The organism is Salisaeta longa DSM 21114 (assembly GCF_000419585.1).
In the GTDB taxonomy this organism is placed as follows: Bacteria; Bacteroidota; Rhodothermia; order Rhodothermales; family Salinibacteraceae; genus Salisaeta; species Salisaeta longa.
Genome location: NZ_ATTH01000001.1, coordinates 2728761 through 2746658, shown reverse-complemented (window position 1 = coordinate 2746658; position 17898 = coordinate 2728761). Strand labels below are relative to the sequence as shown.

The 17898-nt window shown below is 65.8% G+C and carries 13 protein-coding genes; 11 read left to right on the top strand and 2 right to left on the bottom strand.

Translation table 11 applies throughout. The annotated features are described in order from the left end of the window. Positions 1-268: 268 nt before the first annotated feature. From mutS to SALLO_RS0111505, 5 genes are all read left to right on the top strand, one after another. Positions 269-2881, top strand: coding sequence for a DNA mismatch repair protein MutS (gene mutS / locus SALLO_RS0111525; protein WP_157621506.1), 2613 nt, complete (start codon positions 269-271; stop codon positions 2879-2881). Positions 2882-2971: 90 nt separating this feature from the next. Continuing rightward, complete coding sequence (locus SALLO_RS0111520) at positions 2972-3928, top strand: lysylphosphatidylglycerol synthase transmembrane domain-containing protein (RefSeq protein WP_169577926.1); 957 nt, start codon at positions 2972-2974, stop codon at positions 3926-3928. Continuing rightward, on the top strand, positions 3928-5061 hold the full coding sequence (locus SALLO_RS0111515; protein WP_022836455.1) for a glycosyltransferase: 1134 nt from the start codon (positions 3928-3930) through the stop codon (positions 5059-5061). Before SALLO_RS0111520 ends, SALLO_RS0111515 begins: the two co-directional genes overlap by 1 nt. Before the next feature lie 296 nt (positions 5062-5357). Continuing rightward, a complete protein-coding gene (locus SALLO_RS16850) occupies positions 5358-5936 on the top strand; it encodes a sigma-70 family RNA polymerase sigma factor (RefSeq protein ID WP_022836454.1) in 579 nt (192 codons plus the stop codon). Positions 5937-6086: 150 nt separating this feature from the next. Beyond that, on the top strand, positions 6087-8540 hold the full coding sequence (locus SALLO_RS0111505) for a serine/threonine-protein kinase (RefSeq protein ID WP_022836453.1): 2454 nt from the start codon (positions 6087-6089) through the stop codon (positions 8538-8540). On the opposite strand, the gene recG is transcribed toward SALLO_RS0111505, so the two are convergent. After that, positions 8541-10655: an ATP-dependent DNA helicase RecG gene (gene recG / locus SALLO_RS0111500; protein WP_022836452.1), complete on the bottom strand. Its 2115-nt coding sequence runs from the start codon at positions 10653-10655 to the stop codon at positions 8541-8543. Positions 10656-10736: 81 nt separating this feature from the next. After that, complete coding sequence (locus tag SALLO_RS0111495) at positions 10737-11396, bottom strand: uracil-DNA glycosylase (protein ID WP_022836451.1); 660 nt, start codon at positions 11394-11396, stop codon at positions 10737-10739. Between the two features lie 173 nt (positions 11397-11569). Between SALLO_RS0111495 and SALLO_RS16845 the strand changes: the two genes are divergently transcribed. The 6 genes from SALLO_RS16845 to purF all read left to right on the top strand — a co-directional run bounded on the left by SALLO_RS16845 (position 11570) and on the right by purF (position 17832). Continuing rightward, positions 11570-12385, top strand: a complete 816-nt coding sequence (locus SALLO_RS16845; RefSeq protein WP_022836450.1) for a L,D-transpeptidase family protein — start codon at positions 11570-11572, stop codon at positions 12383-12385. Between the two features lie 75 nt (positions 12386-12460). Beyond that, complete coding sequence (locus tag SALLO_RS0111485; RefSeq protein WP_022836449.1) at positions 12461-13177, top strand: TonB family protein; 717 nt, start codon at positions 12461-12463, stop codon at positions 13175-13177. Positions 13178-13189: 12 nt separating this feature from the next. Then, complete coding sequence (locus SALLO_RS16840; protein ID WP_022836448.1) at positions 13190-14284, top strand: glycosyltransferase family protein; 1095 nt, start codon at positions 13190-13192, stop codon at positions 14282-14284. A gap of 148 nt (positions 14285-14432) precedes the next feature. Further along, complete coding sequence (locus tag SALLO_RS0111475; protein ID WP_022836447.1) at positions 14433-15794, top strand: sodium-dependent transporter; 1362 nt, start codon at positions 14433-14435, stop codon at positions 15792-15794. Between the two features lie 28 nt (positions 15795-15822). Continuing rightward, the gene (locus SALLO_RS17900; RefSeq protein WP_022836446.1) at positions 15823-16230 is read left to right on the top strand and encodes a hypothetical protein; all 408 of its coding nucleotides are present in this window, start codon (positions 15823-15825) and stop codon (positions 16228-16230) included. A 96-nt stretch (positions 16231-16326) separates the two neighbouring features. After that, on the top strand, positions 16327-17832 hold the full coding sequence (purF, locus tag SALLO_RS0111465) for an amidophosphoribosyltransferase (RefSeq protein ID WP_022836445.1): 1506 nt from the start codon (positions 16327-16329) through the stop codon (positions 17830-17832). Positions 17833-17898 lie beyond the last annotated feature (66 nt).

Here is a 17898-nt window from a genome sequence, read left to right as displayed (position 1 = left end):
CCGGCAAGGCCCGTGCGGCAATCGTACACGCGCCGTTCAGAATATATAGATGCGATGATCGAAAGGTACGACGCGGTCGGCAATAATTCAACGAATAGCGCCGCACTTCTGCCACGCGTTCCCAAACCAGCATAAATTGTGCCTCCATCGGCGATGGGCACACACAACCACACGAGCCGTTTGACGTGCTGTTCGTGCATCCTTGCAACTTGCGTTTTCTGCCGACGTGGCTTCCTCCGCAACCTCCACCCGGGGCCAAACGCCCCTCATGCGTCAGTACTTTGCGATTAAGGAGCGGCACCCCCAGGCGCTGCTCCTCTTTCGGATGGGTGACTTTTACGAAACCTTTGTAGATGATGCCAAAACGGTAAGCCGCATCCTGGGCATTACGCTCACCTCGCGCAACAACGGCAAGGCCGATGATGTGCCCATGGCGGGCTTTCCGCATCATGCGCTGGATAGCCACTTGCCGAAGCTCATCCGGGCCGGGTTGCGCGTGGCCATCTGCGAACAGATTGAAGACGCAAGCACGTCGAGCGGGAAGGTCGTTGACCGCGACGTGGTGGAGGTCGTCACGCCGGGCGTGTCGTTTCATGATCAGTTGCTCAACCCAAAGCAATCCAACTACCTCGCGGCGTTGCACTGGAGCGGCGACCGTCTGGGCGTAGCCTACATCGATGCCTCGACGGGCGAGTTTGCCGTCACCGAAGCGCCCGCTCCGCAACTGGCCGACCTGCTGCAAACCATCCAGCCCGCGGAGGTCATTCTGGACAAGCGCCGCCGCAGCACGCTCGATGCCCTCCGCGAACAGCCGTTTACCATCACGCCGCAGGAGGATTGGGTGTTTGGCTACGACTTCGCCTACGAGACCCTGCTCGACCACTTTGAAACCCACTCGCTCAAGGGATTTGGCGTGGAGGCCCTCGACGTGGGACTCGTGGCCGCTGGCGCTGCGCTGCACTACCTGCAGGAGACGCAGAAGGGCGCGCTGCCGCACATCCAAAAAATTCGGCGGTTTGCGGGCGATGAGCATATCGCGCTCGATCCGCAGACGAAGCGCAACCTCGAACTCGTGGCGACCATGCACGACGGCGGCCGCGAGGGATCGCTCGTGCACATCCTCGACGATACGCAAACGCCCATGGGCGGGCGACGGCTGCGGGCCTGGCTGGTGCGCCCGCTCCGCACCCTCGATGCCATCAACGCCCGCCAAGAAGCCGTGGCCGAGCTCGTAGCCGATCGCGACCGGCGCGACGCCCTGCGCGACACGTTAGGCCACATGGGCGACCTGGAACGGCTGGCCGGAAAAATTGCCACGGGGCGCGCCTCGCCTCGCGACCTGAATGCCGTAAAAACGGCGCTCCAGCAGCTGCCCGCGGTGCAAGCGCACCTAGAAGACGCCCCCGGCACCACGCTGCCCGCTCTCCGCGCGGCGCTCACCCCCTGCCCCGACCTCATCGCGCGCATCGAGCAGGCCCTCGTTGACGATCCACCGGCCAAAATTAGCGAAGGCGGCCTCATCCGCGACGGCTACGACGACGAACTCGACGAACTCCGCCAGATCGCGTCCTCGGGCAAGGAGTGGGTGGCCAACCTGGAGGCTACCGAACGCGAGCGCACCGGCATCCCGTCGCTCAAGGTCGGCTTTAACAAGGTGTTTGGGTACTACCTGGAAATTACCCACACGCACACCGAGAAAGTCCCCGAGCACTACATCCGAAAGCAAACGCTCGTCAACTCGGAGCGCTACATTACGCCCGAGCTAAAAGAGTACGAGGAGAAGATCCTAACCGCCGAGGAGCAGATCGAACGGCTGGAGCTGGAGCTGTTCAACGCGCTCCGCGAGGCGATTGCGCAGCGCACGGCCGATCTGCAGGACAACGCCGATGCCCTTGCGCGCCTCGATGTGCTGGCGAGCCTGGCCGCGGTGGCCGACCGCCACGATTATGCGCGGCCGACGGTGGACGACAGCCTCACGCTCGACATCACCGCGGGGCGCCACCCGGTGGTCGAGCAAACGCTGCCGCCCGGCGAGGCCTTCATCCCGAACGACACGCATGTTGACCCCGACGACGACCAGATTCTCATCATCACCGGCCCCAACATGGCGGGCAAGAGCGTTGCCTTGCGACAGGTGGGCCTCATTGTGCTGCTTGCGCAAATTGGCAGCTTCGTGCCGGCCGAGGCCGCCCATGTGGGCCTCGTCGATCGCATCTTTACCCGCGTGGGCGCTTCCGACAATCTCGCGGCCGGCGAAAGCACCTTCCTCGTGGAAATGAACGAGGCGGCCAACATCCTCAACAACGCCACGAGCCGCTCCCTTATCCTGCTCGATGAAGTGGGCCGCGGCACCAGCACCTTCGATGGCCTCTCCATTGCCTGGTCAATTGTGGAGTACCTCCACGAGCGCCCCGAGGTGGCCGCGCGCACCCTGTTTGCCACGCACTACCACGAGCTCAATGCCCTGGCCCAGCGGCTCGATCGGGTGCGCAACTATCGCATTCAGGTGCAGGAGCACGAGGGCGACATCATCTTTTTGCGGAAGCTAGTGCCCGGCGGCGCCGACCACAGCTACGGCATTGAGGTGGCGCGCATGGCCGGCCTACCCCGCCCGGTGATTGCGCGGGCGCACGAAATTTTGCACCACCTGGAGGCCCAAGACCTGGCCATGGACGATGCGCAGCAGGGCGATGGCGCCGCCCCGTCCGGCGACGATATTCCCGCTCTGGGTGACGAAGCCATGCAGATGAATCTGTTTGGGCAGCCCGATCCGATGGCTGCCGAGCTGAAAGAAGCGCTGGCCGCAATCGACCCCAACCGCCTGACGCCCATCGAGGCCCTCATGAAGCTCTCGGAGTGGAAAGCAAAACTGGACGCCTGATCGCTTAACGATTGCTTGTGTTGACGCCGCCCCGTTGCCCGACGTATGTTGTAGCCATATTGCCTGCTCCTCCTTCGCGTTCAACCCGCCGTGCTTGTACCTCTGGGTCGCTTGGTGCGTCATCCGGTTATACAGGGCGTGCTGGCCCTTGGCCTGCTCGGCGCGGTGGTGTACAGCGTTGACCGCGTGGCCCTGTGGCGTGCGCTGCGCACGGCCGATTTGCTTTACGTGGCGGCTGCGGGCCTGCTCACCCTTCCGAACCTCGCCCTTGATGGATGGATCTGGGCGCGGGCCGCGCGGCCGCGGGTGGTTATGCCCTGGCGCACGTGGGCGGGGGCTACGCTGTGCGGATGCGCCGCGGGCTTTGTGACGCCGGCCCAACTCGGGGAATTTCCGGCACGCGCCTGGGCGGTGCCCCGCGCCGATCGGTGGACGCTGGTGGGCGCGGTGGGGGTGCAGCGCGTCATGGACTTGTGGGCGGCGTTGGCGGGCGGCCTTGTGGGCGTCGGCGGGCTTCTCGCGGCCGATGTGCTGCCGGCTCCTACGCTTTGGGGGCTCGTTGTTGGCGCTACGGCCGGTACCCTCGCGGGCCTGTCTTGGGTGATGCTCCGGCCGGGGCGGGTGGTCGCTTGGCTGCGCCGCTGGTCGCGCACGCGGCCCGCCGCACGTAGGCTTCTATTTTTGCGCGACCTGTCGCCTCTTCGTGTGGGCCTGCTACTGGGCGCTACGCTGGTGCGCTATGCCCTCTACGCCGGACAGTTTGTGCTGCTGGCCTGGGCGTTTGCCCCGTCGCTGCCGGTGGGTCTCCTCGCGGCTGCCAGCGGATTTATCTTCTTCGTGAAGGTGCTCCTCCCGTCGCTCGCGCTGGACCTGGGCATTCGCGAAGGGACAGCCCTGTTTGCCTTTGCGCAGCTAGGCTGGCCGGCTCCTGCTGCTGTGGGCGCCGCGCTGCTGCTGTTTGTGCTGAACGTCGCCGTGCCCGCGGGCCTTGGCGCGCTGGTGCTGCATCGTCGCCTCGCGCTCTCCTCATCGCCCCTCCCGGCCTAATGCCCGTAGCGCTTGGTGTGCTTGCCGTTGCCCTGCTGGTCTACTGCGGCGTACAGGGGGCCACCGCGTGGGGCGTGCGGCAGACGCTCCGGCGCCCGCTGCCGCCCGCGCCTTCTCCATGGCCGTCTGTCTCGGTGATTGTGCCCGCCCGCAATGAAGCCGACGCCATCGCCGCTTGCCTGTGCAGCATCCGCGCCAACCGCTACCCCGGCCCGTGCGAGGTGATTGTGGTGGATGACTTTTCCACCGATGCCACCGCCGCCATCGTGGCGCGCCACATCGATCGCGAAGCGCCGCTGGACGCGCCCGTGCGTCTGCTGCGGCTCGACGCGCACATGCCCCACAACCCACAGCAGAAGCAAGGCGCCCTGCAGGCCGGCATTGCGCAGGCCACCGGAGCGGTTGTGCTCACCACCGACGCCGATTGCACCGTCGGGCCGCGCTGGATCGAGACGATGGCGCGCTTTTGTACGCCCGAGACGCCGTTCGTGGCGGGGCCCGTCCGCTACCGAACCAGCCCGCGCACGCTCGGTCGCTTTCAAGGCGTGAGCATCGTCGGCGCTGTGGCGCTGGGGGCCGGACACATCGCCCTGGGCGCACCCACGTTCTGCAACAGCGCCAACGTGGCTTACCGGCGCGCGCTGTACCTCGCGGGCCGCGCGCACCTGCCCGAGGGGCCTGCCACCGACGAGCTGCTGCTTCAGCACGTCGCCTACGCCACCGATCAGCAGCCCGCGTTTGCACACCCGGCGGCCGCGTGTGTAACCACCGACGCCGTGGCCTCGTGGCGCGCCTTCATGCAGCAGCGGGTGCGCTGGGCCAGCACCGGAGCCACCTACCCGCATGGCCGTGCACGCGCCCTCCTCGCGGCCTACATGCTTCCCATGGCGCTCCTGCTCCTTGGCGCCCTGGGCGCGCTCGCACTGCCCGCCTGGCGCCTGCCGGTGGCCGCAGCCTTTGCGCTCAAGGCGCTCGTTGATGCCGCCCTTGTCGTTCCGGCCGCCCGTGCCTACCGCGTGCCCTTCACGCTGCCCCTGCTGGCCGCCGTTGTGCTGGCCGAAGGCCCGCTCGTATGTTACGCGGCCCTGCGCGCAGCCGTAGCCCCCGGGCGCTGGAAAGGACGCCCCCTGTGAAACGTTCACTAGTTATTTACATTTTGAATATGCTGACATATATTGGGCTATGTTGATGTAGTATCGTCCGTCTACGCACCCTGCGCGGTCTGTTGCCTGCCGCACGACACCTGTGGCCGTGCGGACTGGATGTATTCGGGCATTTACCCCGGATGCCCGCGGCCGTTGCAGGATACAACGTGACGTGTCTACGTATTGAAGCGTCTTTATGATGTGATGCTGCACACCGTCTCCCCCTACTGCGTGCGGCTGACGTGTTCTGTTTCCTAAGTGCAGCCTACTGCTGCCACGTGCTCATGCCGAATGATGTTACCCAACTCCTTTCGAACTTGCAGGGGGGCGCCGACACCGCGGCCGATGCGCTGTGGGATGAGGTGTACGATGAGCTCCGCCGCATCGCGCACTTTAAGCTCCTGCGCGAGCGCCAGGGCCATACCCTTAGCACCACCGCCCTGGTGCACGAGGCGTATCTCAAGCTGATTGATCAGACCCAGGTGGAGTGGCAAGACCGCCTGCACTTTTTTGCCATGTCCTCGCGCATCATGCGCAACATCCTGATTGACTACGCCCGCAAGCGAAAGGCCCAAAAACGGGGCGGCGACGCGGCCCATCTGCAACTGGAGGATGCCGTGGTGGCCGCCGACGAATCGGCCGACGTTTTCCTTGCGCTCGACAAGGCCCTCTCCCAATTGGCCACGGTGGACGAACGCCTGGCCCGCGTGGTGGAGTATCGGTTCTTTGGCGGTATGCAGGAAAAAGAGATTGCTGAGCTGCTCGACCTCTCGCCGCGCACCATTCGCCGCGACTGGCGCAAAGCCAAAGCCTGGCTCAGCCGTGCCCTCAAGGAGTCGCCGGAACCGGTGCCTTCGGCCTAGGGCTCTATGTGGGCTCGCGGCGTGCACGTGAGCCTGTGGCAGACGTGGGGAACGCCCCAGCCGGGTGTCGTCCGCGCGGGGTTTTCAACAGCGCGTGCGCCCGGGCGCCGTATGCTGGTATGCTGTGCTTTATCAACCAAACAACACGACATGGCGGCTTCTGATCGGTGGGCAGAAATTAGTGCGCTATTGGATGCGGTGCTCGACCGCCCGCCCGATGAACAGGCGGCGTATCTGGAGGCCAACTGCGACGACCCCGCGCTGCGCCAGGAGGTGGAGGCGCTCCTTGCAGCAGAAGCTGATGCGCCGTCGTTCCTGGATGGCGCGGCTGCCGATCTTGCCGAGGACGCCTTCGCCTCTGGAGAGGCCATCCACGGCCCGGACCTGCTGTCGCCCGGCACCGAACTTCCCCCCTACCGCATTGAGGGGGTGCTGGGACGCGGCGGCATGAGCGTGGTGTACCGCGGCTCGCGCAGCGACGGATCGTTCACGCAAGACGTGGCGCTGAAGGTGATGCGCTCGTTTGCGGGCGATGCGTCGTTTGTGCAGCGCTTCCTGAACGAGCGCCAGATCCTGGCCTCCATCACGCACCCAAACATTGCGCGCGTCTTTGATGGCGGGACCACCGAGGACGGGCGCCCCTACTTTGTGATGGAGCTGGTGGAGGGCACGCCCATCACCACCTATTGCGATGAGCAGCGGGCCTCGATTGATGAACGCCTCGCCCTCTTCGACACGGTGTGCCGCGCGGTGCAGCACGCCCACCAGAACCTGATCGTGCACCGCGACCTCAAGCCGTCAAACATTTTGGTGACCAAGGACGGCACGGTGAAGCTGCTCGACTTTGGCATTGCCAAACTGCTGGATGAGGCGCCCGCCTTTGCGCCCGACGCGTCGCTTCCGCGCACGCGCACCGGGCTGCAACTGATGACTCCGGAGTACGCGGCCCCCGAGCAGGTGACCGGCGAAGCCATCACCACCGCAACCGACGTGTACGCGCTAGGCATCTTGCTCTACGAGCTACTGACCGGCCACCGCCCCTACCGGCTGGACGAGCGCTCTACCTACCAGCTGATTCAGGCGATTTGCGAGGACGCCCCCACGCGCCCCAGCACCATCGTCACGCGGACCTCGCCTGACCCTTCGGATGACCCGGCCGACGCCCGCCAAACCTCCACCGATCAGCTGCGGCGGCGCCTCAGCGGCGACCTCGACGCCATCATCCTTAAAACGCTCCGCAAGCCCCCGGCCGACCGCTACCCCACCGTTGATGCACTGACGGAAGATCTCGACCGGCACCGCTCCGATGCGCCGGTGCACGCACGCGCAGGCTCCACGGCCTACCGGGTGCAAAAGTTTGCGCGGCGGTACTGGGCCTCGCTGAGCACCGCGGCCGTCATCCTGCTGCTGCTCGTCACCTACGCGGTAACGGTGACGTGGCAGGCCGAGCAGATCGCACAGGAACGCGACAAGGCCGAGGCGGTGACCTCCTTCCTGACCCGCCTGTTTGAGCAAACCGATCCGCTCCGCCAGGGCAATCCCAACCTGAAGGTGCGCACCGTGCTCGACCGCGGCGCAGAGCGCATCGACACGCAGCTTGACGGCCAGCCCGCCGTGCGCTCGGATCTCCAAACCGTAATGGGCAACGTGTACACCAGCCTGGGCTTGTATCCGCCGGCCGACGCACTCCTGCAATCGGCCCTTGCCGCCCGGCACCGAACGGAGGCGCGCCCCGAGGCCCTCGCGGCCACCGAGCAGGCCCTCGCCTACTCGGCCTTTCGCCAGGGACGCTACGCCCGTGCCGATAGCCTCTACCGCGAAACCCTGGCGCACTACCGAGCGGCCTACGGCGCTACCGATGTCCGCCTGAATGACGCGCGCAACGGCTTGCTGATGACGCTCAACGAAACCGGCCGACACAAAGAGGCGGAAGCCATTGGTCGCACCAGCCTTGCGACGTACAAGGCCGCCGACGCCCCGGTGCCCGCTACGCTGCTGCACAATTTTGCCAGTACGCTGCAAAACATGGGGAAATTTGAGGAGTCGCTTGCGCTTCGCAAACGCGCCCTGCGCCGCTACCGCGAACAATACGGCAGCCGCCATCCGGCCATTGCCAACGTACTCGTGCGCCTGGCCTTCACCTACCACCGCATGGACTCGCTCGCGGTCGCCGAGTCGCTGTATTACGATGCGCTGAACATGCGCCGCAAGCTGCTCCCGGCCGGGCACCCGCACATCGCCTCGTCGCTCGTGCGCCTGAGCTGGCTGCTGGCCGAGCAGGGCCGCACGCAAGAGGCGGCCCCGCTCATTCGTGAGGGGCTGTCCATCCTACGCACGCTTCTGCCGGCCGACCACTGGCAGATTGCAGCCGCCGAGAGTGTACAGGCGCTGGTGTGGGCCCGGCAAGGAAAGGTTGCGGAGGCGCTGCCCGTCATGCAGCGCAGCTTCACGGTCTTCAAGCAGCAATTTGGGCTGGACAACTGGCGTACGCAGTCGGCGGCACGGGCGCTGATGGGCATGTACCAGGCCGCTGGACGGCCCCAGGCCGCCGCCCGCTATCAACGAATCGTGCAAGCGGCAGCCAACGTACCATCGGGCTCCTGATCATCCCACGCGGGCAAAGTCGAGATCGCGCCGCACGTAGTAGCGCTCAAAGTGCGTGCGGATGTCGGCGTGGGCCGGGTCGCGCAATTGCGGATCCTGCGCCACGATCTGCTGCGCGGCGGCCCGCGCTTCTTCGAGGATGTCCTGATCCTGCGTGATGTCGGCAATCTTGAGGTCGGGCAAGCCGCTTTGGCGCGTGCCAAAAAAGTCACCGGCCCCGCGAATCTTCAGGTCCACCTCGCTAATCTCGAAGCCGTCGTTGGTGCGCGCCATGGCCTGCAGGCGCTGCTTCGCCTCGGCCGATTGCTTGTACCCGGCCATCAGGATGCAGTAGCTTTGCTGGTCGCTGCGCCCCACGCGGCCCCGCAGCTGATGCAGCTGGCTGAGCCCAAACCGCTCGGCATGCTCAATGATCATCACCGTGGCATTGGCCACGTCGACGCCCACTTCAATCACGGTGGTTGACACCAGCAGATCGATGGCGCCGGCTTTGAAGCGGCGCATCACGTCGTCCTTTTCATCCGTGGGCAGTTGGCCGTGCACCAGGCCCACCGTAGCCTCCGGAAATTGGGCCTGCAGGGCCTCGTAGCCGCTCACCGCGTCTTTCAGGTCCACCTTTTCGCTTTCCTCCACCAGCGGATACACCACGTAGGCCTGGCGGCCCTGCGCCAGCTGGTCGCGCAGAAAGGCGTATACCTCGCCGCGGCGCTTTTCGGTGCGCAGGCGCGTTTCGACCGGCTTGCGGCCCGCGGGCATCTCGTCCATGATCGACACGTCGAGGTCGCCGTACAGCGTCATGGCCAGCGAGCGCGGAATAGGCGTCGCGGTCATCAGCAGCATGTGCGGGCGCTCGCCCTTCTCGAACATCGTGGCGCGCTGCTCTACCCCAAAGCGGTGCTGCTCATCTACAATGGCCAGTCCCAACCGGTCGAAGGCCACATCGTCTTGGATGAGCGCGTGCGTGCCCACGCCCACCGGCACCGTCCCTTCGGCCAGCGCGGCTTGCGCCTCACGGCGCTCGGCAGCCCCCTGGCTGCCGGTGAGCAGCGCGGGCGCCAGGTCGAGCGGCGCGAGGTATTGCTTCAGGCTGTGGTGGTGCTGCTCGGCCAAAATCTCGGTGGGCGCCATAAAGGCGCTCTGGTAGCCGTGCGACCACGCGTGGAGCATCGCGGCCACGGCCACCACCGTCTTGCCGCTGCCCACATCCCCCTGCACCAGCCGGTTCATCTGATGCCCCGACTGCGTATCGGCGATGACGTCTTTTAGCGCCTCCCGCTGCGCGCTCGTCAGCTCGAACGGCAGCACCTCGTTCACAAACCGGGTGAGCAGCGGCTGCGGCGCGCCAAACACCGCACCGGGCACGGCGCTGCGCTGCGCGCGCAGGGTGGCCAACAGCAACTGAATGTAAAACAACTCCTCAAACTTGAGGCGCACGGTGGCGCGGGCAAGCTCGGCCTGCGTTTTGGGGAAGTGGATCGCACGGCGCGCCACCCGTCCATCCATCAAGTCAAACGTGGAGCGGAGCGTCTCCGGAAACGGGTCGCGGAGTTCGAGGCCATGCTCCTTAAAAAACGTGTACACGATGCGGCGCACCCGTCGGCTGGTGAGCCCCACGTTGTCCATGGCCTCGCCGCCCGGGTAGAGCGCCACGATGCGGCCCGTATCCAGGCGGGCCTCGGCGGCATCGAGGCGGTCGTAGTCGGGGTGCGTCATCGAGAACCAGCGGCCAAAGCGCTGCACCTTGCCATGGAAGGCCACGCGGTCGCCCGCCTCGAAGGCGCGTTGCACCCAGCGGAAGCCCCGAAACCACACGGCTTTCATGCGGCCGCCGTCGGCCCCTTCCACCACCAGTTCGAGGCGCTTGGTGGACCGCCCGTCCACCACCCGGGCGTACTGCACGGTGCCCACCACCGTTACGGGATCGGGGCCTTCCGTCAGTTGGCGGATGGAGGCCACGGTGGAGCGATCGAGGTAGCGCCGCGGGTAGAAGTGCAAGAGGTCGCGCACGGTGCGCACCTGATGGGCCTCGGCCCACACCGACGCCCGTTTTTCGCCCACGCCTTTCAAAAAGCGCACCGGGCGATCCAAGATGTCTGATTCTGTTGATGCCGGCATGGCTTGTGCAGCGTCGGTTGCACAACGTGTAGCGGGTGTATTGCACGCGGGCGGCGCGGCATGGTGCCTTCCGTGCAGCCGCTACCGCTCCTCTGTCCGCTCCAGTTGCAGCGCATCCAAGATCGTTGTCATACCGGCGGCAAACTTCTTCGCCCCGCCCTGTGAGGGATGCCGCACGTAGGTCGGATCAGCGCCCACATCCCGCAGGGCGCGCTCGGCCTTGCGCCCCACGCCCACCACGCGCTCCGGTTGCACCGCGTCCAGCAGGCCCCGGGTGAGGTCGTCCCACCGCGCCACCTCGCGCCGCCGCGGCGTACGGATGGAGAGTGGCGCGCCCGCATCGTGCGGATGCAACGGTACGCTATTCCACACCATTACCTGCGCGGCGTACGGCTGCAGCGTGCGCCAAAAGATGGAGGCGCTGTACTCGGTATGCGGCGCGGGCGTCCGGCTGGTGCGTTGGCCGCCAAGCGGAAACGACGGATCGAGGAGCTGCGCTTCGCTGGTGATGGGCACGCCGGTAAACCGGCAGCCCCATGGGCCGGGGGCCTCAAGCAGCAAAAACAGCCGGGGCCGGGGCACGAGCTGTTCGAGGTAGGCACGCAGGTTGGCACGGCGCGTCGCAGCAGCTTGGGGACGGTCGAGGATGGGATGCGTGGTCGCGTACGGGTTAAACAGCGTGTCGGTCGAAGGCACATCCGAGAGATGCGTGTCTACCAGCGACCACAGGGTATCGTGCATGGGCGGCGAAAGGGCGTTGACGGGAGGTTCGAAGGCGGCACGTGCTGGCAATGCACGACCGGACCCGCAGATCCCTCTGCCGCCGGGTGGCGCCGGTGGGGGCGTGGATCGGACGGGCGGTTGCGTCGTAGCACAGAGCCCGCTGTCTTGTTGCCTTCGCCTGCTTCCTCGCTGTGTCTGTGCTCCGATTCACGCGTTTGGTTCTCCTCATCGGCCTGCTGGGGTGGGGTACGCCGCTACCGGCTCACGCGCAAACGGCCGTTCCGCCAGCGGTGGAGACGCCCGCAGCATCGTCGGCCTCGTACACGCTCGATACCGCACCGCGCGATGCCGCCCTCTACTACATTGCGGGCGACGAAGCGACGCTGTACCGCTTCCCCAACAGTCAAACGTCGCTGGCTACCCTTGCGGTGCGCACCCCCGTGCACCGGCACTACTGCAACGACGGGTGGTGCCAGATTGAAACCGAGAGCGGCCGCGTGGGCTACGTTGCGCGGCGCGCCATTTCCAATGTATGGATTCGCGTGTCGAAGCGCGGGCATCGGGTGGAGCTGTACCGCGGCGCTGCCCGCCTGCACACCTTCAAGGCCGACTTCGGCTACAACGCGTTCCTCGACAAGGTGCGCCAGGGCAGCACCAGCCGCCGCGACCACTGGCGCACGCCCGAGGGCCTGTTCTACATTGTGCGGAAGAATCCGAACAGCGCCTTCGATAAAGCCCTGGTCCTCAACTACCCCACGGCTGCCGACGCGCGCCGCGGGTTTGCGCAAGGGCTCATCTCGCGCACGACGCGCAACGCCATCGTGCAGGCCAATGCCCAGCGCCGCATGCCGCCCATGAATACGCCGCTCGGCGGCTGGATTGAGCTGCACGGCGATGGCACCGGTGCCGGCGTGAACTGGACGCAGGGCTGCATTGCACTGCACAACCGCGACATGCAGACGCTGTGGTGGTGGACGCAGGTAGGCACGCCTGTGCTCATTGAGTAGCGCCGTTTGCTTTTGCAGGGCGCGGCCCGTTTTCTTTTGCTTGCTTTGCTATCTCCATAACCAACGCCCCACCGCATGTTCACGCGTCTTGCTTCGCTCCTTTTTGCTGCGCTGTTGCTCATGGGCTGCGGCAGCAGCGGATCCGACCCGACCGCCGTTCCTGACGGCTGGACCGCCGCCGATACCCGCTGGTGGCGCCCCGGCACCGACACCACCCGCGCCTTTCGCTCGCTCACCGATCTGCAGGCGATGGGCCTCGCGGAGCAATCCCGCGCCATGATCTCGCAACAGGGCATCTCGCGGCAGCAGCTCAACCGCGCCGTGAAGCGTGCGCTTCTGCCGATGTATCGGCACAACCCCGAGGTCGTCGATTCGTTGTTTGCCGCCTATGCCGTGCCGGTCCTTCAGGATGCCGACCTGAGCGGCACGCCAGCGGCCATCAACAAGCGCGTGCGCGGCCCGCTCAAGCAAGAAGCGTATCAGGCCCTCAAGCGCCACTTCCGCGATCCGGTGGAAGTGCAGAGCGACGCCCCGCCGGTCGCCTACCCCGATAGCCTGCGCCAGCCGTCCACCAGCGGACGCGTGCGCCTGCAGGTGTACCTGAACAAAGAGGGCGTGCCCCAGGCCGTGCGCGTGCTGCAGGGCGTACACCCCACCCTAAACCGCATTGCCCTGCGCTCGGCCGCACTGCGGCGCTGGCAGCCCGCCTTCGTCTTGAACAATGGCGACTGGGCCCCCATTCCGTCCTGGGTGCACTTCACGCTCAACTTCCAAGCCCCCTCCACGTCGTAGCAGCCGGCGGATATGCGGTGTTTGTTTACCATCCAGGGCGAGGGCCGTGGCCACCTGACGCAGGCCCTTGCCCTGCAAGACCTGCTGGCGGAAGCGGGCCACGAGGTGTGCGCCGCACTCGTGGGCCATAGCGAAGAGCGCCCCGTGCCCGCGTTCTTCCGGGAGCGGTTGCGCGCGCCCATCACCTCAATGCCCAGCCCCACGTTTGTGGCCGATGCCCAGCGCCGCGCGGTGCATCCGTGGCGCTCGCTGCAGCGCGGGCTGCGGCGGCTGCCGATGCTGTACCGCACGCTCGACGCCATTGGCACCTGCATCGACCGGCACCGTCCAGACGTGGTGATCAACTTTTACGAGCCACTGACGGGTGCCTACATGCTGCGCGACCGGCCCGCAGTGCCCATGGTCAGCATCGCGCATCAGTACATGTTTTTGCATCCGGCCTACCGCTTCCCGCCGGGGCGCAGGCTGCACCGCTGGGGGGTCCAAGCGTTTACGCACCTCACCGCCGCGCGGGCCGCGGCCTGCCTGGCCCTCTCGCTCTATCCGGCGCCTGCGCACGGCCGCTTGCAGGTGCTGCCGCCGCTGCTGCGACGGGCCGTGCTCAACGCCCCACAACGTACGGCCGAGCCGTTTTATCTAGTGTACATCGTGAATAGCGGCTACGCCCAAGAGATCATTCGGTGGCACGAGCGCCACCCGGCGGTGCCGCTGCACTGCTTTTGGGACCGCCCCGCGGCTCCCGCCACCGACCGGTACGATGCCACCCTCACGTTTCACCGGCTCGACGACCGGCGCTTCATCGACCTCATGACCCGCTGCAAGGGCCTGGTGTGCACCGCGGGCTTCGAGTCGATCGCCGAGGCCATGTACCTCGGCAAGCCCGTACAGGTCGTTCCGGTGGAAGGCCACTACGAGCAGTGGTGCAACGCCTTCGACACGGTGCGCGCCGGCGCGGGCATCCGAAGCACCCACTTCGCACCGGCCCACCCCGAGCGCCTGTGCGCCGCTGGCCGGTCTCATCAAAACACCTTTCGGACGTGGGTGCAGCGCCACCGCACGCGCTACGTGGCGTGCATCGAACAGGCCGTGGCCTCCTTTCTTGAATGATTCTTCGCGGTTTGCGCCGCCAACAGCCCTCACCCTACGTTGCGATACGCCCACATGGCCATTACTTTCGAGGGTACCGTAACCCTGTCGTAACGTACAGGCACACGCTACCGTGCAGGCTTTCTTTCCATCTATCCAATAGCGCACTATGGCAACGGCAACAGCAGACCGCGAGCAGTGGGGATCTCGCATCGGTTTTGTACTGGCAGCCGCCGGTTCGGCCATTGGACTCGGTAACATCTGGCGGTTTCCATACATCACCGGCGAGAACGGCGGTGCCGCGTTCGTTGTCCTCTACCTGCTGTGCATTGCCTTCATCTGCCTGCCGTACTTGTTTGCGGAACTGGCGCTGGGGCGGAACAGCCAAAAGAACCCCGTGGGCGCCATCGCTGCCATCAAGGCCCGCACGCCCTGGATGCTCGTGGGGGCGCTGTGCGTGCTCACCGGTGTGTTCATCTTAAGCTACTACGGCGTGGTTGCGGGCTGGGCGTTTGGGTACATCTTTAAGGGCCTTGTGGCCCCTGCGACCGATGCCGGCACCTACTTTGCGTCGTTTATTGCTGATCCGTGGACGGTCATCCCGCTCATGGGGTTTTTCATGCTGTTTACCATCAGCATTGTGGCGAGCGGCGTTGAGCAGGGCATCGAGCGTGCCTCGAAGGTGCTCATGCCCATTCTGCTGGTGCTCATCCTGGTGGTCATCTTTCGGTCGGTCACACTGCCAGGGGCTGGGGCCGGGTTGGAGTTTTACCTAAACCCCGACTTCTCGAAGGTAGACGGCGGCGTTGTCCTTGCCGCGCTGGGGCAGGCGTTCTTCTCCCTTAGCCTGGGGATGGGCGCGATGATTACGTACGGCTCGTACCTGCCCAAAAGCGAGAACCTGCTGGTCTCGGGCGGCTACGTGGCGCTCTTCGACACCGCGATCGCACTCCTGGCAGGCCTCATGATTTTCCCCGCCGTGTTTGCGATGGGGCAGAACCCGAGCGAGGGACCGGCGCTCGTGTTTGTCATTTTGCCCGAAGTGTTTGGGGCCATGCCGCTGGGCTCGTTCGTGGGCGCGGTGTTCTTCACGCTGCTCTCCATCGCGGCCCTCACCTCTACCGTGTCGTTGTTGGAGGTCGTCGTGTCGTACTTCGTCGATGAAACGTCGTGGTCGCGCAAGAAGTCGGCGTGGCTCGTGGGTGGCTTCACCTTTCTGGTAGGCGTGCCGTCGGCGCTGTCGCAGGGCGGCTCGGATTTCTTCACGAATCAGCTTCAGCTGTTTGGGCAGACGGGCTTCTTGAACATCATGGATTACATTTGGGGCAATGTGTCGCTGGCCTTGGGCGCGCTGCTCCTTAGCATCTTCGTCTCGTGGGTATGGGGCGCCGATGCGGCCGTGCGTGAGCTGCAACAGGGCGCTGACGGCTTCACCGGTATGGCCGTGGCCGTGTGGCGCTTCTTCGTGAAGTACGTCTGCCCGCTCTTCATCGCGGCCATCTTGGTGGGCAAGGTGCTGGGCACCATTTAATCGAGCCCCCACGGGCTCACCCGCTATTATGCGCATTGCGTTCCTGCATGCCCTTCTCGCGATTGTCCTGGCCACGGGCGGCTGCGCCCCTGCGGCGATGGGCCAGCGCTCGGGGGCGCCTGCACGCGCGACACCTCGCGGGCTGTCGGTGCGTCCGGCGCTTACGCCTGCCGCCGACCGCTGGTGGGCGCGCGACAAGGCCAAGCACGTGGCGTTTAGCACGCTGTGGACCCTCTCCACGCAGTACGTGCTCGTACAGAAGGCCCACTGGACGCGCGGCGACGCGCTTCCGCTTTCCGTAGGCACGGCCGGCGCCGTGGGCGTGGCCAAGGAGGTGTACGACTGGCGCTGGGGCACAACGCGGCACTTTAGCCGCCGCGACCTGGTGGCCGATGCGGTAGGCATTGCCCTGGGCGTGGGCATCATTCTGCTGTAGCGCCGGGCGCTTGGATTCGCCACCGGGCTGGATCAATCCGCCGCGGCCCGCGGTTCACGGAGCGTCTCTTGTCTGTCCGGTCATTCCTGCTGCTCCATGAGCGTTAAAGACCACTGCGGCATCTTCGGCACGTTCAACGATCCGGAGGCCGCCCGCCACACCTACTATGGCCTGCATGCCCTGCAACACCGCGGCCAAGAATCCTCGGGCATCGTCACCTCCACCTTCGATGAGCAGCACGAACAGCCGGTAATGCCGGTGCACAAAGATTTTGGCCTCGTGCTGGACGCGTTCGACGATCCGGGGCTGTTCGACGAAAAGCTGCTGGGCGACGCGGCCATCGGCCACAACCGCTACTCGACGAGCGGCGCTGCGGCCAACCGGGCCAACATTCAGCCCTTCGTGGTGCACCACCGGCGCGGCAACCTGGCCCTCGCGCACAACGGCAACCTCTCGAACGCCCGCGAGCTGCGTACGAGCTTCAGCGAACGCGGCACCCTCTTCCAAACCACCAGCGATAGCGAGCTGATCTTGCATCTGGCGGCCCAGAGCCGTCGGCAGAACCATCTCGACCAGATCATCGACGCGCTCATGCAAATTGAGGGCGCCTACTCGCTCGTGCTCCTCACCGACGAGCAGCTCATTGCGGTGCGCGACCCCAACGGCTTTCGTCCGCTTGCCCTGGGCCGCATCGGCGCGCCCGACCAGCCCGGCGGCGCGGCGTACTGCGTGGCCAGCGAAACGTGCGCCTTCGACATGATCGGGGCCGAGTACGTGCGCGACATTGCGCCCGGCGAGGTGCTCGTCATCGACCGCGAGGGCTGCGCAAACGGCGGCTCCTTCACGAGCTACGAGCTGCCCAACAAGTTTGGCATCAGCCAGTGCGTGTTCGAGTACGTGTATTTCTCGCGGCCCGACTCCAAAATCTTTGGGGAAATGGTCGATAAGGTGCGGCGGCGCCTGGGCGTAGAGCTCGCCAAGGAAGCGCCGGTGCCCGAGGTGGGCGACGATGAGAAGACCCCGATCGTCATTCCGGTGCCCGACTCGGCCAACACCGCCACGCTGGGCTACGCCACCGAGTGCCAGAACATGGGCTATCGCTGCCGCTTCGAGCTGGGACTGATCCGCAATCATTACGTGGGCCGCACCTTCATTGCCCCGGGCCAAGACCGGCGCGAGATGAAGGTGCGCCTCAAGTTTAACACCGTCGAGGGCTTGCTGAAGGATCGCACCGTCATCGTGCTCGACGACTCGATTGTGCGTGGCACCACCGCCCGCTACCTCATCGACATGCTGCGCGACGCGGGCGCAAAGAGCGTGCATTTTCGCGTGTCGGCCCCGCCGGTTATCAGCCCGTGCTTCTACGGCATGGACTTCCCGAGCAAGGACGAGCTGCTGGCCAATCAGTTTGACAGCGTCGAGGAGATGGGCGACTGGCTGGGCGTCGACTCGCTGGCCTATCTCTCGCCCGAGGGCCTGATGCGCGCCGTACAAGGCGCCAACAAGTCGGAGATGGGCTATTGCAGCGCCTGCTTTACCGACAACTACCCGGTGCCCGTCAACAAAGACGCGGCGAAGGAGGAAAACGAGTGGCAGGTGTAGCGCACTCAACCCCGCGGGCCGCCAACGCCCGGAGACGTTGACGGCCCGTTGGATGGCACTGCGCTG